The 24,079-nt window shown below is 69.4% G+C and carries 18 protein-coding genes; 8 read left to right on the top strand and 10 right to left on the bottom strand.

The annotated features are described in order from the left end of the window. Positions 1–69 precede the first annotated feature (69 nt). On the top strand, positions 70–2,796 hold the full coding sequence (locus tag ORI60_RS17415) for a hypothetical protein (RefSeq protein ID WP_266038432.1): 2,727 nt from the start codon (positions 70–72) through the stop codon (positions 2,794–2,796). On the opposite strand, the gene ORI60_RS17410 is transcribed toward ORI60_RS17415, so the two are convergent. Continuing rightward, a complete protein-coding gene (locus ORI60_RS17410) occupies positions 2,793–4,328 on the bottom strand; it encodes an acyl-CoA dehydrogenase family protein (RefSeq protein ID WP_266038431.1) in 1,536 nt (511 codons plus the stop codon). The genes ORI60_RS17415 and ORI60_RS17410 overlap by 4 nt on opposite strands. Positions 4,329–4,498: 170 nt before the next feature. Here ORI60_RS17410 and ORI60_RS17405 point away from each other — a divergent pair, with 170 nt between their 5' ends. Both ORI60_RS17405 and ORI60_RS17400 read left to right on the top strand, forming a co-directional pair. Then, a complete protein-coding gene (locus tag ORI60_RS17405) occupies positions 4,499–5,749 on the top strand; it encodes an FAD-binding oxidoreductase (protein WP_266038460.1) in 1,251 nt (416 codons plus the stop codon). Further along, positions 5,750–6,982 carry an SAM-dependent methyltransferase gene (locus ORI60_RS17400; protein ID WP_266038430.1) on the top strand — a complete coding sequence of 411 codons (1,233 nt, stop codon included), beginning with the start codon at positions 5,750–5,752 and terminating at the stop codon, positions 6,980–6,982. A gap of 41 nt (positions 6,983–7,023) precedes the next feature. On the opposite strand, the gene ORI60_RS17395 is transcribed toward ORI60_RS17400, so the two are convergent. The 4 genes from ORI60_RS17395 to ORI60_RS17380 form a co-directional block, all read right to left on the bottom strand. After that, entirely contained in the window at positions 7,024–7,854 is an 831-nt protein-coding gene (locus tag ORI60_RS17395; RefSeq protein WP_266038429.1) for a S1C family serine protease, read from the bottom strand. 66 nt (positions 7,855–7,920) lie between these two features. After that, positions 7,921–9,954 carry a putative bifunctional diguanylate cyclase/phosphodiesterase gene (locus tag ORI60_RS17390; protein WP_266038428.1) on the bottom strand — a complete coding sequence of 678 codons (2,034 nt, stop codon included), beginning with the start codon at positions 9,952–9,954 and terminating at the stop codon, positions 7,921–7,923. A gap of 181 nt (positions 9,955–10,135) precedes the next feature. Beyond that, positions 10,136–10,603 (bottom strand): GNAT family N-acetyltransferase, encoded by a 468-nt coding sequence (locus tag ORI60_RS17385; RefSeq protein ID WP_266038426.1) that lies wholly within the window; start codon positions 10,601–10,603, stop codon positions 10,136–10,138. Continuing rightward, complete coding sequence (locus ORI60_RS17380) at positions 10,600–11,700, bottom strand: LLM class flavin-dependent oxidoreductase (protein ID WP_266038425.1); 1,101 nt, start codon at positions 11,698–11,700, stop codon at positions 10,600–10,602. The genes ORI60_RS17385 and ORI60_RS17380 overlap by 4 nt, the downstream gene beginning before the upstream one ends. Positions 11,701–11,891: 191 nt before the next feature. On the opposite strand from ORI60_RS17380, the gene ORI60_RS17375 reads away from it, so the two are divergent. Further along, positions 11,892–13,586, top strand: coding sequence for an FAD/NAD(P)-binding protein (locus tag ORI60_RS17375; protein WP_266038424.1), 1,695 nt, complete (start codon positions 11,892–11,894; stop codon positions 13,584–13,586). Here the strand turns inward: ORI60_RS17375 and ORI60_RS17370 are convergent. The 3 genes from ORI60_RS17370 to ORI60_RS17360 are packed head-to-tail and all read right to left on the bottom strand — an operon-like array spanning position 13,575 to position 16,231. Continuing rightward, positions 13,575–14,042: a flavin reductase family protein gene (locus ORI60_RS17370; protein ID WP_266038423.1), complete on the bottom strand. Its 468-nt coding sequence runs from the start codon at positions 14,040–14,042 to the stop codon at positions 13,575–13,577. The genes ORI60_RS17375 and ORI60_RS17370 overlap by 12 nt on opposite strands. Then, complete coding sequence (locus ORI60_RS17365; RefSeq protein WP_266038422.1) at positions 14,039–14,518, bottom strand: NADPH-dependent FMN reductase; 480 nt, start codon at positions 14,516–14,518, stop codon at positions 14,039–14,041. The genes ORI60_RS17370 and ORI60_RS17365 overlap by 4 nt, the downstream gene beginning before the upstream one ends. Positions 14,519–14,575: 57 nt before the next feature. Then, the gene (locus ORI60_RS17360) at positions 14,576–16,231 is read right to left on the bottom strand and encodes an FAD-binding dehydrogenase (protein WP_266038421.1); all 1,656 of its coding nucleotides are present in this window, start codon (positions 16,229–16,231) and stop codon (positions 14,576–14,578) included. A 73-nt stretch (positions 16,232–16,304) separates the two neighbouring features. Here ORI60_RS17360 and ORI60_RS17355 point away from each other — a divergent pair, with 73 nt between their 5' ends. Together ORI60_RS17355 and ORI60_RS17350 are read left to right on the top strand one after the other, a co-directional pair. Then, a complete protein-coding gene (locus tag ORI60_RS17355) occupies positions 16,305–16,724 on the top strand; it encodes a cupin domain-containing protein (RefSeq protein ID WP_266038419.1) in 420 nt (139 codons plus the stop codon). Positions 16,725–17,001: 277 nt separating this feature from the next. Beyond that, complete coding sequence (locus ORI60_RS17350) at positions 17,002–17,445, top strand: DUF6098 family protein (protein ID WP_266038418.1); 444 nt, start codon at positions 17,002–17,004, stop codon at positions 17,443–17,445. Here the strand turns inward: ORI60_RS17350 and ORI60_RS17345 are convergent. Then, positions 17,429–18,115 (bottom strand): hypothetical protein, encoded by a 687-nt coding sequence (locus ORI60_RS17345; protein WP_266038416.1) that lies wholly within the window; start codon positions 18,113–18,115, stop codon positions 17,429–17,431. The genes ORI60_RS17350 and ORI60_RS17345 overlap by 17 nt on opposite strands. 27 nt (positions 18,116–18,142) lie before the next feature. Beyond that, positions 18,143–20,011, bottom strand: coding sequence for a tetratricopeptide repeat protein (locus ORI60_RS17340; RefSeq protein WP_266038415.1), 1,869 nt, complete (start codon positions 20,009–20,011; stop codon positions 18,143–18,145). A gap of 43 nt (positions 20,012–20,054) precedes the next feature. Here ORI60_RS17340 and ORI60_RS17335 point away from each other — a divergent pair, with 43 nt between their 5' ends. Both ORI60_RS17335 and ORI60_RS17330 read left to right on the top strand, forming a co-directional pair. Beyond that, a complete protein-coding gene (locus tag ORI60_RS17335; protein WP_266038414.1) occupies positions 20,055–20,594 on the top strand; it encodes a hypothetical protein in 540 nt (179 codons plus the stop codon). A 254-nt stretch (positions 20,595–20,848) separates the two neighbouring features. Continuing rightward, entirely contained in the window at positions 20,849–24,079 is a 3,231-nt protein-coding gene (locus tag ORI60_RS17330) for a S8 family serine peptidase (protein WP_266038413.1), read from the top strand.

Below are 24,079 nucleotides of genomic sequence, written 5' to 3'. Positions count from 1 at the left end.
TCGTCTGCCTTCCGCACGAGTGTGAGGGTGCAGATGACAGGTAGCCGGACAGAACCGTTCTTCCCGGGTTTGAACGTTCTTCTCGAAGTCATTCGCGGTCTGTGCGACAGGCCCGGCTTCTTCTACCGGAGCAGGACCGAGGAAGTGGTCGGTGACCAGCCACTTCCGCTGCTCTACCTGGAGAGCGAAGCCAGTCCGACGCCATTTCTGCGCGCCCTCGAACACAAGCTCGACGAGGGTCGTCCGGCAATACCGCACGCCTATGTCGACGTGTCCGCCGTACGTGCGGAAGTGGACAAAAGATGGCCACCGGAAGCGCGTGAGACGCCGCCGTTGTTGCCGTTGCTGGACGTGTTGAGCCGGCAGCTGGCCGAGGTCCACGTCGGCACCGAACGGCTGACTCGGTTCGACCACTACCGGCTCGTCGACTGGCTCACGAGCAAGCGCCTGCCGCGCAAGCCCGGCCGTGACGACCGGGCGAGCGTCATCGAGCTGCTGCGGCAGTGGACGGGCCGTTCCGGCCAGGACGGAGACGCGCTGAACCGGGCCGTCGACGCGTTCATCCCCAACCTCGTGACGAGGCTGGGCCTGGGGCTGGTCGCGTGGGTCGGCAGCAAAGCCGGCTTCCGGTGGCTCGGCAAGCGGGTGCCGGGGCTCGCGCGCGAGTCGAAGTGGTTCATGCGCGGGCAGAACTTCGCGCTGCCCAACCACTCCATCGAGTTCCTCGGGTTCGCCGAGCGGCTCACGCTGGGCAGGCGCGAGTCGGAGAACGAGGAGCAGATCAAGCTGCTGCTCGTGCACGCGTTCCTGGAGGACCTGCGGATCTCCTACCGGCGGCGCCGCCGGTTCCTGCCGCGCAGGGCCGGGTTCCGCCGCACCGCCTACATCCCCGTGCTGCTCGACGGCGTCACCGAGGACAACGGCGGCTGGGAGCTGCTGGAGCTGATCAACGACGTCCGCAACGAGACGGGCGAGCTGGACCCGCTGCTGGTGATCGCGGCGAGCTCGGTCCAGCCGGCGCTGTCGCAGCGGCTCGGGACCACGCCGGTCGCGCCGGACGAGACGGCGGAGGCGTTGACGACCTGGCGGGAGGAGCTGCCGCGCAAGCGCCAGATGCTCGCGCCGGACGCCCGCTACCTGATGATCACGCTGCCGTTCCCCAGCTCGGACCGGAAGAAGTGGAAGGGAGCGCCCGCGTTCACCGCGGCTCCGGTGCGCTGGCTCGCGAAGTCGCGACGACTGGAGGCGATCATCGCGGCGGTGGTCGTGGTGCTGCTGGTGCCGGGGTTCGTGGCGGTGCAGAACAACGTCGAGGCCAACTGCTCCATCGTCGGCTCGGCGATCTCACCGGGCGTCTCGACGCGGCTGATGGACGTCGGCGGCAACGTGGAGTGCCTCGGCTACAGCGACAACACCAGCCAGGTGTTCGGCTCGAACGAACGGCTGCGGTGGACGCAGCAGGCGGTCTTCGCGCAGAACGAGGCGGCGGAACGGCTGCACGACTCGGAGCCCGCACGCCCGCTCGTCTCGCTGCTCTACTTCTCGAGCCTCACCCACAAGGACAGCAACCCCGACGCCGACCACTCCAGGGCCGAGGAGTTGGAGGGGATGCTGCTCAAGCAACGGCAGCAGAACGACAGGTCGAGCTCGGGACCGTTGCTGCGCGTCGTGGTCGCGAACGGCGGCGGGAAGATGGGCCGCGCGGACGACGTGCTGTCGGAGATGCTGATCCCGTTGCTGGAGAGGGACCCGAGCATCATCGGCGTGGTCGGGCTCGACCGCAGCGTCGAGCAGACCCAGAAGGTCATCAGCGCGCTCGGCTCGTTCGGCGTGCCGACCATCGGCACCACGCTGACCGAGGCGTCGCTGCCGAAGCTCTCGACGACGTACTTCCAGCTCATCCCCGGCAACGTCCGGCAGGCCGACCTCGTCAGGAGGTACGCGCAGCACGTCGGCGCGAGCAAGGTGTCGATCCGCCACCCCCGGCTCGGAGGAACGGACGTCTACCTCGACAACCTGGTCAACGTGCTGGGCAAGGAACTGGCAGCCTCGGGCGTGCGGTACGAGGCGATCGAGTGGGTGAACAGCCCGCAGGAGGTTCCATCGCAATGCGTCGAGGACCACTCCGGCGAACTGGTGTTCTTCGCGGGCCGCGAGGAGCACTTCGGCGAGTTCCTGCAGGCGGTCGGCAAGGACTGCTACGACAAGAACCGCCTGCCGCGCATCCTCGCGGACGACGCGATCATCCGGTTCATCGCGCAGAAGGCCAGCCGCACGCGCGACTCGCTGGCCGGCATGCGCGTGTCGTACGTGAGCATGGCCGGACTCGTCGTGCTCGCGGGCAAGTCCTGCGTGGAGGGCAAGCCCGACCAGAAGGTGCGCGGTGGCCTGCCGCTGGACGCCTTCTGCGCCGGCTACAGCAGGCTGGCCGACGAGATCCGGCAGTCCGCGCTGCCGCCGGAGGACAAGCCCGCGAAGCCGTGGCCGGGCGAGCACATGGCGGTCGCCTACGACGCGGCAGGCCTGTTCCTCGACACCGTGGGCAACGCCCAGGCGCGTCTGTCCGGGCGTGCCCCGCACCGCGGTGCGATCGCGGGGGAGCTGCGCGAGCTGGAGTTCTTCGGCGCGACGGGACGCACCAACTTCAAGGCGTCGCGGGTCGGTGAGACGCGGAACTTCACGATCCTGGAGATCGCGAACATCCACGACTTCGAGCAGCAGCCCACGTGCGTGTTCCTGACCGGTGACCTTTACGGGCCGGAGTCGCCGCGCCTCGCGAACGGATGCCCTGCCTAGATCTTCGGTACAGCCCGGTCGATGATCGAGGCGAAGTCGGTGGACCTGGGGAGCGTGCCGAACGCGACTCCCCAGTCCCCGCCCAGCCGTGAACCGAGGAACGCGTCCGCGACGGCGGGGTGCCCGTGCTTCACCAGCAGGGCACCCTGCAGGATCAGCGCCATCTTCTCCACGACCCGGCGGGCCTGCGACTCGTCCACATCGGACAGCGCGGTGCCGAGCTCGTTCAGCGCCCTGTCGACGCGCTGGTCGACCCCGGTGACGGCGGCGAGGAACTCCTGCACCGAGTCGGGCTCCTTCTTCATCGCCCGCAGGACGTCGAGCGCGGCGACGTTGCCGGAGCCCTCCCAGATCGACATCAGCGGTGACTCGCGGAACAGCCGCGGCATCCCGCTGTCCTCGATGTACCCGTTGCCGCCCAGGCACTCCAACGCCTCAGCGGCGTGCGCCGGGCCGCGCTTGCACACCCAGTACTTGGTGACCGCGAGCCCGAGCCGCGGCCGGTGCTGGGCGAGCCACATGGCGGTCGTGGTCGCCGCCTCGGACTCGATCGCGAGGTCGGCCAGCACGTTGCGCATGGCCGGCTGGTCGATCAGGTAGCTGCCGAACGCCTTGCGGTGCGCGGCGTGGTGCGCGGCCTGCCTGAGCCCGGCGCGCATACCCGCGGCGCTGCCGAGGACGCAGTCGAGCCGGGTCGTGTTGACCATCTCGATGATGGTCCGCACGCCGCGGCCCTCGTCGCCGACCCGGTGCGCGAACGCCTCGTCGTACTCGATCTCGGCGGAGGCGTTGGACTTGTTGCCGAGCTTGTCCTTCAGGCGCTGCAGGAAGAACCGGTTGCGCGTGCCGTCCGGGAGCACCCGCGGCACGAGGAAGCACGTGAGTCCGCCGGGTGCCTGCGCGAGGGTCAGGAACACGTCCGACATCGGCGCCGAGGTGAACCACTTGTGCCCGGTCAGCACGTAGCCGTCGGCGACCGGCCTCGCGACGGTCGTGTTCGCGCGGACGTCCGATCCACCCTGCTTCTCGGTCATGGACATGCCGGCGATCAGGCCCTGTTTGGACAGCGGCGCGCGCAGCCCGAAGTCGTAGTTCCGCGCGGTCAGAAGGGGTTCGTAGCTCTCGGCCAGATCCGGCGCGACGCGCAAAGCGGGCACGGACGCGTAAGTCATCGAAATCGGACATCCGTGGCCCGCCTCGACCTGGGACCACACGTAGAACCTGGCCGCCCGCTCGAGGTGTCCACCGTCGACATAGGCGTGCAACCCGTGCGTAACGGCGACGTCCATCAGTTGGTGCCAGGCGGGGTGGAACTCGACCTCGTCGATTCGGTTCCCGAATCGGTCGTGGGTGTGCAGCACCGGCGGGTAAGCGTTTGCGAGCCGGCCGCGCTCCTGCCACTCGTGGCTGCCCGCGAGCCTGCCCAGCGCGTGCAGTTCGGCGTCGTCGACCCAGCTGAGCAGGGCCGGGTCGTCCGCGACGTCGTGGCCGCTCAGCAGCGGGACCTGGTTGGTCACCTCGTGCGTAGCCATGCCCCGCACGTTACTACTCGCAAGTAACTTTAGGCAGGGGGCCGGTGAAGATCGCTGGCCCATTCGGGCTTTTGGGCGTGCCAAGGACGCTGACGAGGAATAACGTCGTTCTGGTGAGTGACCATGGGCACAGCTCGGCCGTGGCTGCGCTGAGCGCGCAGTACGCCGCGATGCGCGAAGGTGCGCCAGTGCGGCTCGCGAAGAAGACGTCGAACCTCTTCCGGTTCCGCGCCGACCAGGCCGGCGGCCTCGACGTCGGCAGGTTCGACCGGGTCCTGTCCGTGGACCCGGCCGGACGCACCGCACAGGTGCAGGGCATGACCACCTACGAGAACCTCGTCGCCGCGACACTTCCCCACGGCTTGATGCCGTTGGTGGTGCCGCAGCTCAAAACCATCACCATCGGCGGTGCGGTCGCCGGACTCGGCATCGAGTCCACGTCCTTCCGCAACGGGCTGCCGCACGAGTCCGTGCGGGAGCTGGAGATCCTCACCGGCGACGGCGAGGTGGTCGTCGCCAAGCCGGACGACGACCTGTTCCGCGCGTTCCCCAACTCCTACGGGACGCTGGGCTACGCGCTGCGGCTGGAGATCGAGCTGGAGCCGGTGCGCCAGTACGTCCGGCTGCGGCACGTGCCGTTCGGCTCCTTCGCAGAGTGCGCCGCCGTCATCGAGGAGGTCTGCGAGGACGGCTCGGCGGACTTCGTCGACGGCACCGTGTTCTCGCGGGGTGAGATGTACCTGACGCTCGGCCACTACGCCGACATCGCGCCCTACACGTCGGACTACACCGGCAACCAGATCTACTACCGGTCCATCCAGAAACGCCGCACGGACCACCTGACGATCCACGACTACCTGTGGCGCTGGGACACCGACTGGTTCTGGTGCTCGCGGGCGTTCGGCGCGCAGAACCCGGTCGTCCGTCGCATGTGGCCGAAGCGGTACCTGCGTTCGGACGTGTACCGCAAGCTCGTCGCGAAGCACCGGCGGCTGAGGCCGCGCACGGACGTCGAGCCGGTGATCCAGGACGTGGAGATCCCGGTCGCCGGACTGGCCGACTTCCTCGACTTCTTCGACCGGGAGATCGGCATCTCGCCGGTGTGGCTGTGCCCGGTCCGCCTGCGCGACACCACGGGCTGGCCGCTGTACCCGATGGACGAGGACACGTTGTACGTCAACGTCGGGTTCTGGTCGGAGGTCCCGGTACGACCGGGGGAGAAGATGGGTGACCGCAACCGGCTGATCGAGCGCGAGGTGGCGCGGCTGGGCGGCCACAAGTCGCTGTACTCGGACTCGTACTACACCGAGGACGAGTTCTGGCGGCACTACAACGGTTCGCACTACCGGTCCGTGAAGGCCCGGTACGACCAGACGAACCGCCTGCCTGATCTGTACGCCAAGTGTGTCAGGGGACGATGAATGCGGTTGGCCTCCATTTTCCAGAGCATCACAGGTGGCAGCGACGTTCGCTTCCAGGCCTACGACGGCAGTACCGCCGGGCCGTCGGCGGCCGCGGTGTCCATCGACATCAAAACACCGGAAGCCTTGTCCTACCTGGCTTCCGCGCCGGGTGAACTGGGCCTGGCCCGTGCCTACGTGACGGGTCACCTGGAGATACTCGGCGACGTGCACGCCGGGCTCTCCCGGCTGTCGGAGTTCTCGCTGCGCGAGCTCCCGTGGCTGCAACGGGTCGAGCTGCTGCGGTTCCTCGGCCGGATCCGGTTGTCGCACAAGGTGACCCCGCCGCCGCAGGAGACCCGCCTGCGCGGCCTGCGGCACTCCAAGGCCCGCGACTCGCAGGCCATCGCGCACCACTACGACGTCTCGAACCAGTTCTACGAGTGGGTCCTCGGTCCGTCGATGGCCTACACCTGCGCGGTCTACCCGGCCCTCGACTCCACCCTGGAGGAAGCCCAGTTCGCCAAGCACGACCTGGTGGCGCGCAAGCTGGGGCTGAAGCCCGGGATGAAGCTGCTGGACGTCGGCTGCGGCTGGGGCGGCATGGTGATGCACGCGGCCCGCGAGTACGGGGTGCGGGCGATCGGCGTGACGTTGTCGCGCAACCAGGCGGAGTGGGCGCAGAAGGCGATCGTCGAGGCCGGGTTGTCGGACCTGGCGGAGGTCCGGCACCTCGACTACCGCGACGTGCGGGAGACCGGGTTCGACGCGGTGTCGTCCATCGGCCTCACCGAGCACATCGGCAAGGCCAAGCTGCCGGCGTACTTCTCGTCGTTGTACCGGAAGCTGAAGCCCGGCGGCCGGCTGCTGAACCACTGCATCACCCGGCCGGACAACAAGCAGCGGGCGTTGTCGGGGCCGTTCATCGACCGGTACGTGTTCCCTGACGGTGAGCTGGTCGGGCCCGGCCACCTCGTGTCGCTGATGCACGACACCGGGTTCGAGGTGCGGCACGAGGAGAACATCCGCGAGCACTACGCCCTCACGCTCGCCGCCTGGAGCCGCAACCTCGACGCGCACTGGGAGGAAGCGGTCGAGGAGGTCGGCGAGGCCCGGGCGCGGGTGTGGCGGCTGTACCTCGCGGCGTCGCGGCTCGGGTTCGAGCGCAACAACATCCAGCTGCACCAGGTGCTCGGGGTGCGGCTGGACGGGACGACGTCGCACATGCCGTTGCGCCCGGACTGGCTGTCCTGACACGGCTGGGGCCGCGGCGTCACCGCGGCCCCAGCCGAACGTCAGCTCAGCTCGTCCACGATCTGCTTGGCCGTGTTGGACGGGATCGCGAACCCGATGCCCACGCTCCCGGCCTCACCGCTGCTCGACGCCGGCGAGTAGATCGCCGAGTTGATCCCGACCAGCTCGCCGGCCGCGTTCACCAGCGCGCCACCGGAGTTGCCGGGGTTGATCGACGCGTCGGTCTGGATCGCCTGGTACGACACGGAGGACGCGCGGCGGGTCTCGCCCGGCACCGTCACCTTGCGGTCCAGGGCCGAGACGATGCCGGTCGTCACGGTGCCCTGCAGCCCGGACGGCGAGCCGATGGCCATCACCGCGTCACCGACCTTCACCGAGCCGGAGTCCGCCCACTTGATCGGCGTGAGGCCGGACGCCCCGGAGACCTGCAGCACGGCGAGGTCCGAGGCGGGGTCGGTGTCGACGACGGTGGCCGGCAGTTCGCGGCCGTCGTTGAACTTCACGGTGACCCGGCCGCCGGACGAGGCGACGACGTGGTTGTTGGTGAGGATCTTGCCGTCCGCGGAGAGGACCACGCCGGAGCCGAGGCCGTTGCCGACGTTCACCTGGACCACCGAGGGCAGCACGCCGGAGGCGACGGCGCTCCAGTCCGGTGTGGACGTGTTCGCGATCGTCTGCGCCGACACGGAGGAAGTCGTGGGGGTGGAGTCCGGCGAGGCGATCACCGCTCCGGTGACGCCTCCGAACAGGCCCGCGACGAGTGCCGCGGCCGTGAGCATCGGCGCGGTCCGGCGCCAGAACTTCGGGGCGACGACGACGGGCTGCGGTTCCACCAGTGACCCGCTCATCGCGGGGAAGCTCTGCTCGGTCATGACTCCACGATGGACCCCCATCATGTGAGCCAGCTGTGCCGAAACCCTCGAAAACCCTGATAAGAACTAGCTGAGAAGGAGCGCGGAGACCTCGGCGGCCGACAGCGGCGGCCCGAAGTGCGGGCCCTGCCCGCCCTCGACACCCAGCTTCCCCAGCCTCGCGGCCTCGGCGGGGGTGCGCACGTCCTCGGCGTAGAGCGTCAGCTTCAGCATCGACGCCCACCGCAGCAGCGCCACCGAAGCGCTCTCCTCCACGCGGTTCGCGCCCTCGTCGAGACCGTGCACGACGGAACCGGTGAACTTCACGCCGCTCAACGGCAGCCGGCGCAGCCGGTCGACGCCCACGTTGCCGCCGTTCACCTGGTCGAGCACCAGCCCGACGCCGCGTTCGGCCAGGATCGTGAGCTCCTCCAGCTGGTCGTCGTTCAGCAACGCCGGCAGCTGCTCGTGCAGCTCGAAGCGCAGCAACGACGCGGGCAGGCCGGTGCGGTCCAGCACTCGGGCGACCTCGGCGACGAGCTCGGGCTCCTGGCACAGCCGCGGCGGCAGGTCCATCGAGAGCACGGGCATCCGCGGGCCCAGCGCCAGGTGCCAGTCGGCCGCGTGCCGGCACGCGGCCTCCAGCGCCCAGTGCACCAGGCGGACGACCATGCCGTTGTTCGACGACTGGTCGAGGAACGTGTCCGGGCACAGCACCCCGCGTTCGGGGTGCTCCCAGACGATCTTGGCCTCCAGCGCGAGCACCGAGCCGTCGGCCAGCGAGTGGACGGGCAGGTAGTCGACGCGGAACTGGCCCTCTTCCAGCGCGCCGGGGATCGAGGCCGCGAGCGCGTACCTCGCCTTGTCGTGCATGTCCCGTTCACGGTCGTACAGCGCCCACTGCGCCTTGCCGTCGCGCTTGGCCCAGCCGACCGTGACGTCCGCCGCGCGCAACAGGTCCGCCGAGTCGCCGTCGCGCGCCGCCCGCGCAACGATGCCGACGCTCGTGGTCACGCCGACGCCGTGCGAGTCGATCCAGATCGGCTCCTCCAGGCGTGCGGTGAAGTCCTCGACCAGGGCGACCACGCTGCGCACGTCCTGCGGGTCCTTGATCAGCACGCCGAACTCGTCCTCGCCGATGCGCGCGACCTTGGCGACGTCCTCGGAGAACACCGCCCGCAGGTGCGTCGCGACGTGCAGGAGCACCCGGTTGCCCGCCTCGTGCCCGAACGCGTCGTTCACGCCGCGGAAGCCGTCGACGTCGACCTGCACGAGCGCCAGCGTCTCCGGGCCCTTCGAGCCGGACACGCCCTCCAGCCAGCCGAGGAACTGCGCGCGGTTCGGCAGGCCCGTCTGCACGTCGTTGAGGCTCTGCCGCACGAGCTGCGTCTGCAGCGCGCGCATCTCGCTCATGTTCTCGATCATGGTGACGAGGTACGGCGGCGTGCCGTCCTCCTCGCGCACCACCGAGATCGCCATGTGCGTCTGGATCGTCTCGCCGTCGCTGCGGACCATCCGCTTCTCGACGCGGATGTTGTCGTGCCCGGACGCGATCAGCTGCTTCGTCAGCTCCCGCAGCCCGGCCCTGTCGTCCGGGTGCACGAGGTCGCGGCCGCTCATCTTGCGCAGGTCCTCGTGCTTGTAGTCGAGCATCGCGAGCAACGCCTCGTTGACGTCGATGATCTCACCCTTGACGCCGCTCACGACGATGCCGAACGCCGAGCTCTCGAAGACCGCGCGGAACTTCGCCTCGCTCGCCCTGACCGCGGCCTCGGCCCGGCGCATCGTGTTGATCGCGGCCGTGCGGCTGAGCTCCTGCTGGGCGAGCGTGCGGTCGCGCAGCCCCTCCGCGTACCCGGCGGCGAGCGCGGCGAGCTGGGCCGGCGTGACCGCGGTGTGCTCACTCAGACAGGTGAGCGACAGCTCCAGCGTCGCCGAGGCGATGAAGTCGTGCTCGACCATGGACCGGCCCACCTGCCGGGCCTCGTCCACGCCACCGCTGAGCAACTGCTCGACGTAGACGCCGAGCAGTTGCTCGAGTTTCGCGCGCGTGAAGTTCGCGACGAGGGTGCTGGAGATCGCCGCCGCCCAGCGAACGGCGGGCTCTCGGCTGTCGACCATGTTCATTCAGCTCAGGTGGCCGTTCGTGGGGACCGGGGTGATCTGCTTCGATCGGTTGACGCGGTACCACCACCAGGAGTGGGTCCAACGGACAAGCTTACTGATCACTCAGAACCTGTCCAACCGAACCGCGAATCCCGGCCGAGAATCGGCGGTTCGACCACTAATTCACTCGTTTGAACTAATGAATCACCTTGCTGAAGGCTAGCGAGCCAATTGTCAGGGGGTCTGTATCAACGTCGAACAACGGTGTGTAACCGGTCGCCAGGTACAGCCCTTTCGCCTCCGGCTGGCGCGGTCCCGTGGTGAGGTAGATCCTGGTGTACCCAAACGTTCTGGCCTCGTTCTCCAGTTCCACGAGAACCCGCCGCGCCAATCCGCGCCGGCGGTGTCGTGAATGCGTCCAGATGCGCTTCAGTTCGGCTGTTTCGGCGTCAAACCGTTTGAACGCACCGCCCGCTACGGCCACACCCGCTTCCACGAGAAGGAGGAACTGTCCGTTCGGCGGCTCGAACACATCCGCCGGTCGTTGCATCTCCTGTGCACCCATCGGGCCGTAGCGAGATGTGTATTCGTACGTGAGCTCAGCGACCAATGGCGCCGCGTCGGGATCCGATTGCCGGACGCGGCGCACTTCGAGAGTCGTCATGCGGCCTTGGCCCGGTCTCGCTTCGCGACCTCCTCGCGCACGATGGGGATCACGTACCGGCCGAAGTCGATCGCGTCGTCGAGCAGGTCGTAGCCCCGCGCGGACAGGATGTCGACGCCGAGGTCGTAGTAGTCCAGCAACGCCTGCGCGACGGTCTCCGGAGTGCCCACCAGCGCGTTGGAGTTGCCGGCACCGCCCGTCGCCTTCGCCGTCGGCGTCCACAGAGCACGGTCGAACCGCTCGCCGCGTTCCGCGACCGCCAGCAGCCGTTGCGAACCGGTGTTCTCCGGGCTGGTCGCCGAATGCCGGCGGCTCAGCGGCCCGTTCGCCTTCCGCGCCTCGATCCGGTCGACCGTGCGGTGGGCCTTCTCCCAGGCCAGTTCCTCGGTCGGCGCGATGATCGGCCGGAACGCGACCTGGATCCTCGGCACGTCCGTGCGCCCGGCGTCCTTCGCGGCCTGCTTCACCGACTCGATCTGCTGCGCGGTCTCGGCCAGCGGCTCGCCCCACAGGCAGAAGATGTCGGCCTCCGCTCCACCGGCCGCGTAGGCGGCAGGGGAGGAGCCGCCGAACGACACCTTCGGGCGTGGTTGCTGGACGGGGAACACGTCGCTCACGAAGTCCGCGAAGTGGTAGTGCTCGCCGTCGTGGTCGAAGGCCGACCGGCTGGTCCAGGCCTTCTTGACGATCTGGATGTACTCGCGGGTGCGGCCGTAGCGCTGGTCCTTGGTCAGGTAGTCGCCCTCGCGCTGCTGTTCGTGATCGGTGCCGCCGGTGATGAAGTGCACGGTCAGCCGGCCGTCGCTGATCTGGTCGAGCGTCGCGAACGTCTTCGCCGCGAACGTCGGGTAGCTGACGTTCGGCCGGTGTGCCAGCAGGATCTGCAGCCTGTCGAGCTTGCTGGCGAGGTAGGCGGCCGCCGCGGAGGGTTCCGGCGCGCCCGAGCCGTACGCGAAGAGCACGCGGTCCCAGCCGTGCTCCTCGTGCGCCCTGGCGAGCCTGAGCGTGTAGTCCTTGTCGAACGCGCCGCTGGACGACCGCGGCGTCGTTTCCGACCCGTCGTTCGTGGCGGCGATCCCGAGAAACTCAACTGGCATGACCGATTCCCCAGAACTGGTAGTGGGAGTGGGGCGCGTTGAGGGAGGCGCTCTTCGAGTGCACACCCGGACCCGGCTCGTCGCAACGACGTCCACAGAGCGGGATTTGCTTGCACACGCGGGGTACCGTGGTGGTGCTCGCGTTGAGGGACGTGGCTCGTTTCTCGTTGCCCTCCAACGGAAAGACGCGCATGCGCTCACTCGTCCTGATCGGTGGCGGCCCCCGTGCCGCCGGCCTGCTGGAACGCATCGCCGCCCAGTCGCCCGCCGTGGCCCTGACCGTGCACGTCGTCGACCCGTTCCCGCCCGGTGCGGGCCGGGTGTGGCGGCACGCCCAGTCCCCGTTGCTGCGCATGAACTCCATGGCCGAGGACGTCACCGTGTTCACGGACGACTCCTTCGACGGCCTCGGCCCGGTCCGTCCCGGCCCGTCGCTCGCGGAGTGGACCGGCATCGACCCGACGGCGTTCCCGTCACGTCAGGTGCAGAGCGGATATCTGGCGTGGTTCTTCGAGCACGTAAGAGAATCTCTGCCACCGAACATCTCTGTGACCGTGCATCAGGCCTCGGCCACGAAGGTCGCCGGCAACGAGGTGTGGCTCGACGACGGCTCCTCGTTGACCGCGGACGTCCTGGTGCTCGCCCTGGGACACCTCGACGCCGAGCCGGAACCCGAACACCGCAAGCTCGCCGAGCACGCCGCGGAGCACGGGCTGGTCTACGTGCCGCCGCTGTACTCGGCCGACGCGGACCTGTCGGCCGTGTCCGGTGACGTGGTGCTGCGCGGGTTCGGGCTCGCGTTCATCGACCTCATGGTGTTGCTGACCGAAGGGCGTGGCGGCCGGTACGTGCGGTCGGACGGCCGGCTGTCCTACGTGCCCTCAGGTGCGGAACCGACGCTGTACGTGGGCTCGCGGCGGGGCGTGCCGTACCACTCCAAGACCGGCTACCGGCTCCAGGGAACCCGCCCGGCGCTGCCGCACTTCTTCGTCGCGGATGCGTTGCGAGGCCGCGACTTGGACTTCCGGACCGACGTGTGGCCGTTGATGGCCAAGGAGATCGCCTGGGGCCACTACCACGAGCTCTTCACCGGACATCCTGGCCTGGTGCGGATGCCGTTCGTGGAGTTCGCTGCCTCGTTCACCGCCTTTCCCTGGTACAGCGCCGAAATGCGGGCGCTGGAAGAGCTCGCCGTGCCCGATCCCGCCGACCGCATCGACTTCGAGCGACTCGATCGCCCGCTGGCCGGCGTGACCTTCGGCTCCGCCGAGGAGTTCCAAGAGCACCTGAGGGCGTACGTCGAGGCCGACGTGGCCCGGCGCTCCGATCCGCGGTACAGCGCCGATCTGGGGGCGTTCCTGGCGTTGCTGTCGGTCTACGGCCAGCTGGCGGGGCTCATGCCGTTCGACGGCTGGTGGCACGGCTACTTCAGCTACCTGGCCTCGGGCCCGCCGCCGGACCGGCTCGAGGAGCTGCTGGCGTTGTCGCGCGCAGGGATCGTGCGGTTTCTCGGCGCCGACATGTGGGTGGAGGCGGTCGAGGGCGCCTTTGTGGCGGGCAGCGCGACGACGCCGGACGTGGTGCGCGCCAACGGTCTGATCGAGGCCCGCCTGCCCACGCACTCGTTGTCGCGCACGGCGGATCCGGTGCTGCGGTCGCTGCGCGCGGCCGGAGCGGTCTCCGAGGACGCCGCCGGGCTGGTGCGGGTGTCGCCGGTGGGGCGCCTGATCGACGAGAACGGAGACGAGGACCCGTTCCGGTTCGCCGTGGGGCCTTACACGACGGGGAAGGCGTTCGCGGCGTTCGCGCGACCGAACACGAACGCCCCGGCGTTCCGGCAGAACGACTTGCTGGCGCGGGAGGTCCTGCGAGTGCTAGGCGACTGAGGTGTAGCGCCCCTGGTGCCGCACCAGGGGCGCGGCGAGGTCGGAGTGCGTGATGTCCAGCGGTTCGCCGACCAGCGCCACGTGGTCACCGACCGCGATCCGCCGCGCCGTCCGGCACCGCAGCCGCACCGGCGCGTCCAGCAGCCACGGCACGCCGTCGGCGTCCTCCTGCCACCGCGTCGCCGGGCCGAACCTGTCGACGCCCTTCGTCGCGAACAGGTCCGCGAGCCCGGTCTGCGCGGCGTCCAGCAGGTGCACGGCGAACAGCGGCGCGGTCCGCAGCACCGGCCACACCGACGCGCCCTCGCCGATCCACACGACGACGAGCGGCGGTTCGAACGAGACGGAGGTGAACGAGGAAACCGTTGTGCCGACGGGACCTTCCGGTCCGGTGGCGGTCACGATCGTCACGGCCTGGGCGTGGTGCCGCAGCGCGTCGCGCAGCTGCTCCTTCATCGCAGCACCTTCAGCGCGTCGAGGTCGAAGTCCGTGACGTCGGCGGGAAGCGCGGCCTCGTTGAGGAACAGGGCCTGCGGCACCACCGCCCCCAGTTCGGCGAGCACCGGACGCAGGTGCACCTCGACGGCGAGCGCGTGCCTGTCGGAGGCGGCGATCTGCAGCGGGACGACGAGCTTGCCCTTCAGCCAGCCTGGCGGTGCCTGGTCCAGCACCGCCTTCAGCAGACCGGTGTACGCGGCTTTGTACGTCGGCGTCGCCACGACAAGCACCTCGGCCTGCCCGAGCACCGCCAGCGCGGCCTTGATCGTGTCCGGTTCCGTGAACACGGCCGGTGCCAGGTCCGCCGCCTCGACGACGGGCCCCTCGACGGACACGCCCAGGGTCGCGGCGAGGGCCTCGCGCAGGGCCAGAGCAGCCTGCAGCGTGCGTGAGGCGGGCCGCGGGTTGCCGACCAGAACACCGATCTGCGTCATGCCTTCCAGCACAGCCGCAGGGCCGGGGACCGTCAACCCGCGTCCACCACGCGAGAACTACTTGACGGCCTCCGCCGCCGAACGCCCGGCCACCCTGCCGGAGAACAGGCAGCCGCCGAGGAACGTGCCCTCCAGCGCGCGGTAGCCGTGCACGCCACCACCGCCGAACCCGGCTGCCTCACCGGCGGCGTACAGGCCCGGCAGCACCTCGCCGGACGCGTCGAGCACCCGCGACGACAGGTCGGTGTGCAGGCCGCCCAGCGTCTTGCGCGTGACCACCGAGAGCCTGACCGCGATCAGCGGACCGGCCTTGGGGTCGAGCAGCCGGTGCGGCTCGACGACGCGGATCAGCTTGTCGGTCAGGAAGTGCCGCGCCGCGCGGATCGCGTTGACCTGCATGTCCTTGCTGAGCCCGGCGGTGACCTGGCGATCGCGCTCGACGATCGTCTTCTCGAGCTCGGCCGCGTCGATGCGCGAGTCGCCGGTCAGCGCGTTCATGCCGCGGGCCAGGTCCGCGACCGTGCCCGCCTGGATGAACTCCTTGGAGTTCTGGGCGAACGCCTCCACGGGCGCCACGGCGCCCGGCAACGCGCGCTTGAGGACGGCCCTCGTGTCCTTGCCCGTGAGGTCCGGGTTCTGCTCGGAGCCCGACAGCGCGAACTCCTTGCCGATGATCTTCTTGTTCAGCACGAACCACGAGTGCTCGTGGCCGTGCGTGGTGATGTGCTGCAACGACCCCAGCGAGTCGAAGCCGGGGAACAGCGGGATCGGCAGCCTCTTGCCCTCGGCGTCGAGCCACAGCGACGACGGGCCCGGCAGGATGCGGATGCCGTGCCGCGACCACACCGGGGCGTAGTTCGCGATGCCCTCGGGGTAGTGCCACATGCGGTCGGCGTTGATGATCGCGCCGCCGGCCTTCTGCGTGATCTCCATCATCGAGCCGTCCACGAAGTCCGGCACACCGGCCAGCATGAACTTCGGCGGTGTGCCCATGCGCTCCGGCCAGTTCTTGCGCACCAGGTCGTGGTTGCCGCCGATGCCGCCGGACGTGACGATCACGGCCTGCGCCGTGAACGAGAAGTCGCCCGCGACGGTCCGCGAGCTCGGCTCGGCCCTGCCGGCCGACGAGGCTTCCAGCACGTCGCCGGACACGCCGTCGCACACACCGTTGGTGACGTTGACGTTCGTGACCTTGTGGCGGAACTTGAGCGTCACGAGACCCTTCGCGACGGCTTCCCGCACCCGGCGCTCGAACGGCTCGACGACGCCCGGCCCGGTTCCCCACGTGACGTGGAAGCGCGGCACCGAGTTGCCGTGCCCGTCGGCCAGGTAGCCGCCGCGCTCGGCCCACTGCACGAACGGGAACCAGCGCATTCCCATGTTGTGCAGCCAGGAGCGCTTCTCACCGGCGGCGAAGTCCACATAGGCCTGCGCCCACAGCCGGGGCCAGTGGTCTTCCTCCCGGTCGAACGCCGCCGAGCCCATCCAGTCCTGCAACGCCAGGTCGTGCGAGTCCTTGACCCGGAGCCTGCGCTGCTCGGGGGTGTCCACCATGAACAACCCGCCGAACGACCACCAGGCCTGGCCGCCGAGCGACGCCTCAGGCTCCTGGTCGAGGAGAATGACCTTGCGACCCGCGTCCGCGAGTTCTGCGGTCGCGACGAGACCTGCGAGGCCCGCGCCGACGACGATGACATCCGCGTCATGTGCCATCGGGCGAGTCTAGATCTACCGCTGGTCACACACGAGACCTGAGTCAATTTCACTTTTTGGGGGAGGGTGTTCGATGAGCTTCAGGCCGGCGTCCGAGGTGGGGTTCACCACCGCGACCACGCGTTTCGTAGCGCCTGGATCGGTCACGAACGGCGAGTTCGGCTTGTTCGAGTGGCGGATGGAGGCCCGTCGGCCGGGTCCCCGTCCGCACTTCCACAAGACCTTCTCGGAGTCGTTCTACGTGCTCGAGGGCGAGATCACCGTGCTCGACGGGGAGGAGTGGAGGACGGCGGGGGAGGGCGACTTCCTCTACGTGCCCGCTCATCGCCCGCACGCGTTCCGCAACGACAGCGACGCTCCGGTGCGGATGCTGATCCTGTTCTCGCCCGGGATCGCCCGTGAGGAGTTCTTCCTGGAGGTCCAGGAGGCGAAGAACCTCTCGCCGGAGGAGCTCGTCGCGTTCTACGAGCGGCACGACCAGTACAACCTCTGAGGGTGCCGTCGACCGTCACTGCCGGTGAGGGGGGTTTACCGGAGTGCCGGTCGACGGCGGGTTGACCGCGGCGCGAGCACGCGACGCCTGCGGAAGGGCTTTTCCAGCCTGGGGGTGCCGGATCGCCCTGGCGAGCAGCTCGAGCGCCAGCGGCCAACCACATCGTTGAACGTACAACCGGTCCGTCGTGTTCCGGTCGGCGAACACTGTGACCAGGCTCAATTCCTTCAGCTGGCCTTCAGGTTTCCTTCAAATCCGGCCGGGTACGTCACCAGGCGTGACAGCACGGCTGCCGACGATCACGAGCCTCGCCGAGCTCACCGGTTTCATCGGCGAGGACGTCTACGTGCGCTGGTCCAAGGGCCCGGAGGCCGACGCCGCCTCGAAGTCGCGCGACTCGCTGACCGGCGTGGAGCTCCCCGGCCTGTCCGCGAGCCCGTTGCGGGTCGAGCCGTGGTGGGACGACCGCTCCCGCGAACTGTGGGTGGCCCGCCGCCTGTTCGACTACCGCCACCTGCGCGACCTGCGCGGGCCCGACGTCCGCGCGTGGGTGCTGCGGGGCGTCGAGGTGGGCCGCGGCCCGGACAACGAACCCCTGGTCCGCTGCCTGGAGCCGCTCGCCTGGGTGGCGGACAGCGCGCTCGAGGAGTGCTCGTCGCTGGTCGGTTCCCAGCACTCCGACGAGTGGGGACCGCTCGACCGCTCTAACTCAGGTCGGTGAGCTTGCGTTCGGCGGCCTTCCTGGCCTTCTCCGCGGCGCTCGTGACCCGCTTCGCGTCCTCCAGCCGTTCCGCGGCCCGGTCGAACGCCCGCTGCGCCGCCAGCTGGTCTGCCTGGGCCTCCCCGAGGGCCTGCTCGGCCTCGTCCAGCGCCTGCTGGGCCTCGGCGCGCTTGCGTTCCTGCCGCTCCCGCCGCTTGCGGGCCAGCGCGTCCTCGCCTTCCTGAGCCGGCTCCGGCGTGGGTAGGGCGAACCCGAAGCCCGAGTACTCCAGCGCCTTGGTCAGGTGACCGGCACGCACCTGCTCGGCGGACTCGGGGTCGGCCATCGCGGCCGTCAGCGTGTTGCGCACCTGCGTGACGGCGTCGTCCGCGAGCGGCCCGGTCAGCTCCAGCGTGCGGTAGACCAGCGTCTCCATGAGCTCTTTGCGCTTGCGGCCCAGCTCCCGCATGGTCAGCTGCGCCGTGGAGAGGCCCAGCGCCTCCTCCAGGCCCTCGGGGGCGTCCCGGACGAGCTTGTTGACCGCCCAGGCGCCCACGGTGGGCTTGCGGAGCTCCTGGATGGCCTTCGCCAGGTCCTTGTCCTCGGCCTGCTTGGCCGCGGCGTTGCGGGCCGCGGTGAAGTCCTTCGGAGGCAGGCCGTAGAGCTCGTCGGCGACCGGCTTCAGGTCCATGGGCGCAAGGTAGCGCCTGACCGGCCCTCAGTCCTGCCGAATGATCTGGAGCGCGCCTCGAGCGGTGGTCACGACCAGGTGATCAGGGCCGAGCACGTCGGTGCCGATGGCCTCCACGACCAGCAGCAGGCTTCTCGCGAGTTCGCGCTCGCCGTTGTTGAAGAGAGCCACTCCGAGCTTGCCGGCCGCGAACAGCGTGAGCGGGTGGTCGGGGCCGGCGGTGCGGCGGTACGCGTTCCACACCTGCTCGCACACCCGTCGTGCGTCGGCGGCACGGCCCAGCGCGCCGTACGCGTCGCTGAGCATCGTCCGCGTGTAGAGCGAGTCCGGCCTCGCGACGAGGGACCGCTCGAGCACCACGACCGCGTCCCCGGGCCGCCCGGCGACCGTGTAGGCGTAGCCGAGATCGTCCAAGGCGCCGAGGAGATCAGGCGTGTCGAGCGGCTGGTCCCGCCACGGTTCGAGCGCCTGTTCGAGCACGGAGACGGCCTCGTCGCCCCGATCGACCTTGAGGCAGTACCGGCTGAGGAGCCTCGCCGCGGAGAGCGTGGCCGGATGCGCCGCGCCCTGGACCTCGCGGCTGGTGGCGAGGTCGATCCGCAACTGGGACAACAGCTCGCCCGTTCCGCTCAGCGCGGCGGCCACCTGACGAGCGCCGAGGAGAAGCCCGTCGTCGTCGCCGAACCGCGCGACGCTTTCCGCGTACACCTCCTCGCTGATCGTCCCGGCCCGGGCGAAGTCCGCGACGCTCCCGAGGAAGCTCGCTTCCCACAACCTCAGGAGCAGCACCGGCTTGGACACGTCCTGCGGACCGGTGTTGGCCCACAGCGCCTCGATCTGCCGCACGAGCTCGTTGCCGGAGTGGCGGCGCTGCCAGGCATCGCCACCGAACTCGACCCGGTCGAGGAGCAGCTCCGCGGCGAGCCGGACCCCGCCGTCCAGGTCGCGGACCACCCGTTGCACCAGCCGGTGCATGACCACGGACGAGTCGCCGGCGAACTCCACCAGCGACGCCTCGTGCAGCTCCACCAGCTCGTCGTCGGCCGGGTCGCCGAGCACCTGCCTCGACACGCCGTCCGGCGACAGCACCGACAGGATCCGCACGAGTTCGCTGTCCTGGAACGGTTCCAGCGCCATCAGGATCGCGGTCGCGGCACCGAGCGGGTACGGGTCGCCGTCGCGCCGGACGAGGTACCTGTCCGCCGGGAACTTCCGGAATTTCTCCAGGTACTTCGCGAAGTCCCACCGCGCGGCCCTGATCCGCGCCGCCGCCTGCGCGAGCGCCAGCGGCAGGTGCCCGAGCTCGGCGGCGAGTCCGGCGGCGTCACCGTCCAGCCCGGTGGCCTCGCGCAGGAACCGCTCCGCGGCCTGCGGCGTCAGCACGTCCACCGGCACCTCGTGGCCGATCTGCGACCCGCGCCTGGTACTGGTGATCACCACCTGGCAGGCGTCGGCGGACGGCAGGTGCGGCCTCACCGCGTCCAGCGACACCACGTTGTCGAACACGAGCAGGGCGTTCCCGGACCGCGTCCGCAGGTGGTTGCGGGCTCGCGCGAGGGCGATCTCGACGCCGTCCTCCGGCCGGTACAAGCCCAGCCGGTCGGCCAGCTCCACCATGCCGGCCCTGATCTGGTCGGCGGTCTCCGCCCCGACCCAGGCCACCAGCCACCCGTCCGACACCCGCTGCCGCGCGTAGGCCGCGGCCAGCTGCGTCTTGCCCACCCCGCGCTGCCCCGTGACGACGCACACGGGCTCGTTCAACAGATCGAGGGCCGACGGCGTTAGGAAGTGGGGTGGCTCGTGCGGTATCAGGCCCGTGACCACCTGCTCGGCAGGCACGGCGGGCAGACCGCGGTATTCCGCCCGCACCGGTATCCCGCCGTCCTGGTTTCGCACCGAACGATGCTAAGCCCGGCGATCGGGTAAACAGGATGGAGACATGCACACCAGGTGGAGATGGGTCCTGTTCGGCCTCGGCGCGGCCGTGGCCGCGATCGGTCCGCTCGCGGCCACGGGCGGCCCCTGGTACGGCTACGTCTTCGGCGGCCTGTGGTTCCTCATGGGCGGCACTGTGGCGTGGCGGACCTTCAAGATGGGCACCAAGGTCACGAGCGAGGGCATCACGTCGAACGGCCTCGACCGGCAGGTCACCGTCGAGTGGTGCGACGTCGAGGTGGTCGAACCCGCGCGCAAGAGGAACCTGATCTTCTTCCACACCATCGCGCCCACGGCGCGACTTCACCGGGGCCGGCACGCGCTGACCGAGCTGAGCCTGCTTTCGGTCAAAAAGGACTCGGTGCCCGAACGGACCGCGAAGTACGTGACGGAACTGCAGCGCGCCCTCGACGCACATCGCGCAGGCTGTCCGTCGTGCGGAGCGCAGCCTAAAGTGCTCGCCACCCCGCAGGGGATCGTCGGCCGCCTGCGGGCGAGATTGCGTGAGCTAATGGGCGGAAATAGCGATCAGTCCATCGCCTGATACCGGGATCCTGTTACACGCCAACGCCGTTCACCGTTGACACAGCCTTGACATTCCCCTCCATCAGCTCTTGACTGGAGGCCGGTTGCTCGTTCCACGGGGAAAGAGAAACGCGCAGCACTAAAAGCGCGCCCTTTCAAGCCGCTGAACAGTCCAATGTGGATCCGTGAATTAGTCCGGTCCGACGATTGCCCCTCGCGAGGCGAAGAGATGTGCTTCGGAGCACTCTTTACCCCACGAAGGGCACATGCGCCGTGAAGAACTGGAGACGCCGCACCGGCACGGTCTTGCTGACCGCGGTGCTGGGCACTACCGGGTTCGGCTTCGCCGCCACCCCTGCCATCGCGCAGAACGCACCGCAGCAGCAGCCGGCCGCTGACAAGCAGCTGGACAAGCAGGACCGGGCACTCGTCGACCAGGCGGCTCGCGAAGGCAAGCCGACCGTCGACCTGCTGGTCGCCGCCGAGGACGGCAAGACCGACGCCGCGGTCAACGACCTCAAGGCGCTCGGCGCCACGGTCCAGAAGACCGAGAAGGACGTCGACTACGTCAAGGTGACCATCCCGCGGGAGAACGCGGCCAAGGCCGCGAAGCTGGCCTCGGTCAGCACCGTGGACGTCGACGGCCTCATCGCCCTCGACAACCCGCGCCCCGAGGGCATGGAGCAGCCCGCTCCGCAGAAGGCGCCGGACTCGAAGACGCCGCGCACCAACCCGTACATGCCGACGCAGGACACGCAGGCGGCGCAGTTCGCTCTGGCGCACCCGAAGTGGGACGGCCGCGGCACCACGATCGCCGTGATCGACTCCGGCATCGACCTGGACACGCCCGCCCTGCAGACGACCAGCACCGGTGAGCGCAAGATCATCGACTGGTACAACGCGAACGCCACGAACTCCGGCGACGGCACCTGGGTCTCGATGACCAAGACCGGCCGCGTCGGCAAGTTCACCGAGGGCGGTCGCGAGTGGACCGCGCCGGCGACCGGTGGTCCCTACTCGTTCGGCCTCTTCAACGAGACCGCGGGCGACCTGAACCTCGCCAACAGCGAGACCGGCGGTGACATCAACCGCGACGGCGACCGCACGGACGCCTTCGGTGTCATCCAGGACATCACGACGAAGGAAGTCTTCGTCGACACCGACGGTGACGGCGACTTCACCAACAACAAGCGCATGATCGACTACAAGGTCAAGCAGGACGTCGGTTTCTTCGGTACCGACAACCCCGCGACCGCCGTCGTCGACCGCATCGCGTTCGTCGTGCAGACCGACCGCTCGGTCTACGACAACGCGGGCACCCCGTTCGTCAACCTGGGCATCTCGGCCGCGCACGGAACCCACGTCGCCGGCATCACCGCCGCCCACAAGCTGTTCGACGGCAAGATGGCAGGCGCCGCGCCCGGCGCGAAGCTGATGGCCATCAAGGCCTGCCTCACCACGCCGTCCTGCACGAGCTCCGGTCTCATCGACGGTGTCCTCTACGCCGCGCGCAACGGCGCCGACGTCGTGAACATCTCCATCGGTGGCCTCCCGGCCCTCAACGACGGCAACAACGCCCGTGCGGAGCTCTACAACCGCACGATCAACGAGTACAACGTCCAGCTCTTCATCTCGGCGGGCAACTCGGGCGCGGGCGCCAACACCGTCGGTGACCCGTCGGTCGCCACGGACGCGGTGAGCGTCGGCTCCTACATCACCAAGGAGACCTGGCTCTCCAACTACGGCTCGAAGACCGAGCAGAAGCAGAACCTGCACGGCTTCTCGTCGCGCGGCCCGCGTGAGGACGGCGGCTTCAAGCCGAACATCGTCGCGCCCGGCTCGGCGATCTCCACCACGCCGCGCTGGCAGGCCGGCGGCCCGGTGGCGGGCACCTACGCCCTCCCGCCCGGCTACTCGCAGTTCAACGGCACCTCGATGGCCGCCCCGCAGGCGACCGGTGCCGCCGCGCTGCTCGTGAGCGCGTTCAAGGCCACGCACAACGGCCAGAAGCCCACCAGCGCCGAGCTGCGCTACGCGATCCAGCGCAGCGCGAGCTACGTGAGCACCCTCGGTGCCTACGAGCAGGGCGCGGGCCTCTTCAACACCAACGCCGCGTGGACGCTGCTGGACAAGCACTCCGTGCCGGACCAGGTCACCACGTCCGTCGCGGTCAACACGGTCCTCGGCGGACTGCTGGCCACCCCGAACGTCGGTGTCGGCATCCACGACCGTGAGGGCGTGACCGCGGGCCAGGAGTACACCCGCACCTACACGCTGACCCGCACCACGGGCCACGACGACGAGACGTACAACGTTTCCTGGAAGGGCAACGACGGCACGTTCACGGCGCCGAAGAAGGTCGACCTGCCGCTGAACAAGCCGGTCCAGTTCGCCGTCAAGGTCAAGGCCAAGACCGCGGGCGTGCACAGCGCCGTCCTGCAGCTCGACAACCCGGAGACCCCCGGCGTCGACGCCCAGACCCTGAACACCGTGTTCGCGGCGGAGAACTTCAACGCCGCCAACAAGTTCTCGGTCACCAAGTCCGGCACGATCGCGCGCAACCAGTCGACCAGCCTCTTCGTGAACGTGCCCAAGGGCACGACCGCGCTGAAGGTCGACATGAACGCCGGTGGCGCCGAGGCCGGCAAGGGCCAGGTCCGCTTCCTGCGCTACACCCCGCAGGGCGTCGGCTTCGACAGCAACACGTCGACGAGCTGCTACAACCCCGACGCGGGTGCCGGTTGTGCCGGTGGCACGCCGACCAGCCGCACGGTGGCCAGCCCGATGGCCGGTGTGTGGGAGATCGTGATCGAGGCGCGTCGCACCTCCGACGCCGACGTGGCGCCGTACTCGGTGACCGCGTCCGTGCTCGGCACGTCGATCAGCCCGAACCCGGACGTCATCGCGTCCGGCACCGTGGGCACCCCGATCGAGCGCTCCTACACCGTCACGAACACGCAGGCCAGCTTCAACGGCCGGCTCGCGGCGGGCGCCGTCGGCAGTGCCAAGACGGCACGCCCGACGATCGCGAACCTGGAGTCCCAGCAGTACCCGATCGTGGTCTCGGCCGGCGCGTCGAAGCTCACCGTCACGATCGGCAACCCCGCCGACCAGGGCGCTGACCTCGACCTGTCCGTGTACAACTGCACGTCGGGCAGCTGCGTGCTCGCCGGTCAGGCGGCGGACGCCGACTCCGAGGAGTCGGTGACCGTCACCAACCCGGCCGCGGGCAACTGGGTCGCCGTGGTCGACGGTTACGCGGTGCCCGCGGGCACCACGGCGTTCGACTACTTCGACGTCTTCACCTCGGCCGGTCTCGGCACGCTGTCCGTCACGGACAGCAACGCCGACCGCGCCGCCGGAGCGTCGTGGAACGCCACGGGCGTCATCACGCCGCTGGGCCAGCCTGCAGCCGGTCGCGTGCTGCGCGGTGAGCTCGAGGTGCGCACCGCGGAGAACACCGTCGTCGGTGGCGGTGCCGTGATCATCCAGTCGGTCAGCTAG

This window comes from Lentzea sp. NEAU-D7 (assembly GCF_026242055.1).
Taxonomy (GTDB): Bacteria; Actinomycetota; Actinomycetes; order Mycobacteriales; family Pseudonocardiaceae; genus Lentzea.
The sequence above is the reverse complement of the archived record's forward strand: the minus strand, read 5'-3'. Positions and strand labels throughout refer to the sequence as shown.

Coding starts and splice junctions, on each gene's coding strand:
- ORI60_RS17345 (WP_266038416.1), bottom strand. CDS start 18,115: ATGGACCTGAAGCCGGTCGCCGACGAGCTCTACGGCCTGCCTCCGAAG.
- ORI60_RS17355 (WP_266038419.1), top strand. CDS start 16,305: ATGAGCTTCAGGCCGGCGTCCGAGGTGGGGTTCACCACCGCGACCACG.
- ORI60_RS17405 (WP_266038460.1), top strand. CDS start 4,499: ATGCGCGAAGGTGCGCCAGTGCGGCTCGCGAAGAAGACGTCGAACCTC.
- ORI60_RS17410 (WP_266038431.1), bottom strand. CDS start 4,328: ATGGCTACGCACGAGGTGACCAACCAGGTCCCGCTGCTGAGCGGCCAC.
- ORI60_RS17395 (WP_266038429.1), bottom strand. CDS start 7,854: ATGACCGAGCAGAGCTTCCCCGCGATGAGCGGGTCACTGGTGGAACCG.
- ORI60_RS17380 (WP_266038425.1), bottom strand. CDS start 11,700: ATGCCAGTTGAGTTTCTCGGGATCGCCGCCACGAACGACGGGTCGGAA.
- ORI60_RS17390 (WP_266038428.1), bottom strand. CDS start 9,954: ATGGTCGACAGCCGAGAGCCCGCCGTTCGCTGGGCGGCGGCGATCTCC.
- ORI60_RS17375 (WP_266038424.1), top strand. CDS start 11,892: ATGCGCTCACTCGTCCTGATCGGTGGCGGCCCCCGTGCCGCCGGCCTG.
- ORI60_RS17370 (WP_266038423.1), bottom strand. CDS start 14,042: ATGAAGGAGCAGCTGCGCGACGCGCTGCGGCACCACGCCCAGGCCGTG.
- ORI60_RS17385 (WP_266038426.1), bottom strand. CDS start 10,603: ATGACGACTCTCGAAGTGCGCCGCGTCCGGCAATCGGATCCCGACGCG.
- ORI60_RS17335 (WP_266038414.1), top strand. CDS start 20,055: ATGCACACCAGGTGGAGATGGGTCCTGTTCGGCCTCGGCGCGGCCGTG.
- ORI60_RS17360 (WP_266038421.1), bottom strand. CDS start 16,231: ATGGCACATGACGCGGATGTCATCGTCGTCGGCGCGGGCCTCGCAGGT.
- ORI60_RS17365 (WP_266038422.1), bottom strand. CDS start 14,518: ATGACGCAGATCGGTGTTCTGGTCGGCAACCCGCGGCCCGCCTCACGC.
- ORI60_RS17400 (WP_266038430.1), top strand. CDS start 5,750: ATGCGGTTGGCCTCCATTTTCCAGAGCATCACAGGTGGCAGCGACGTT.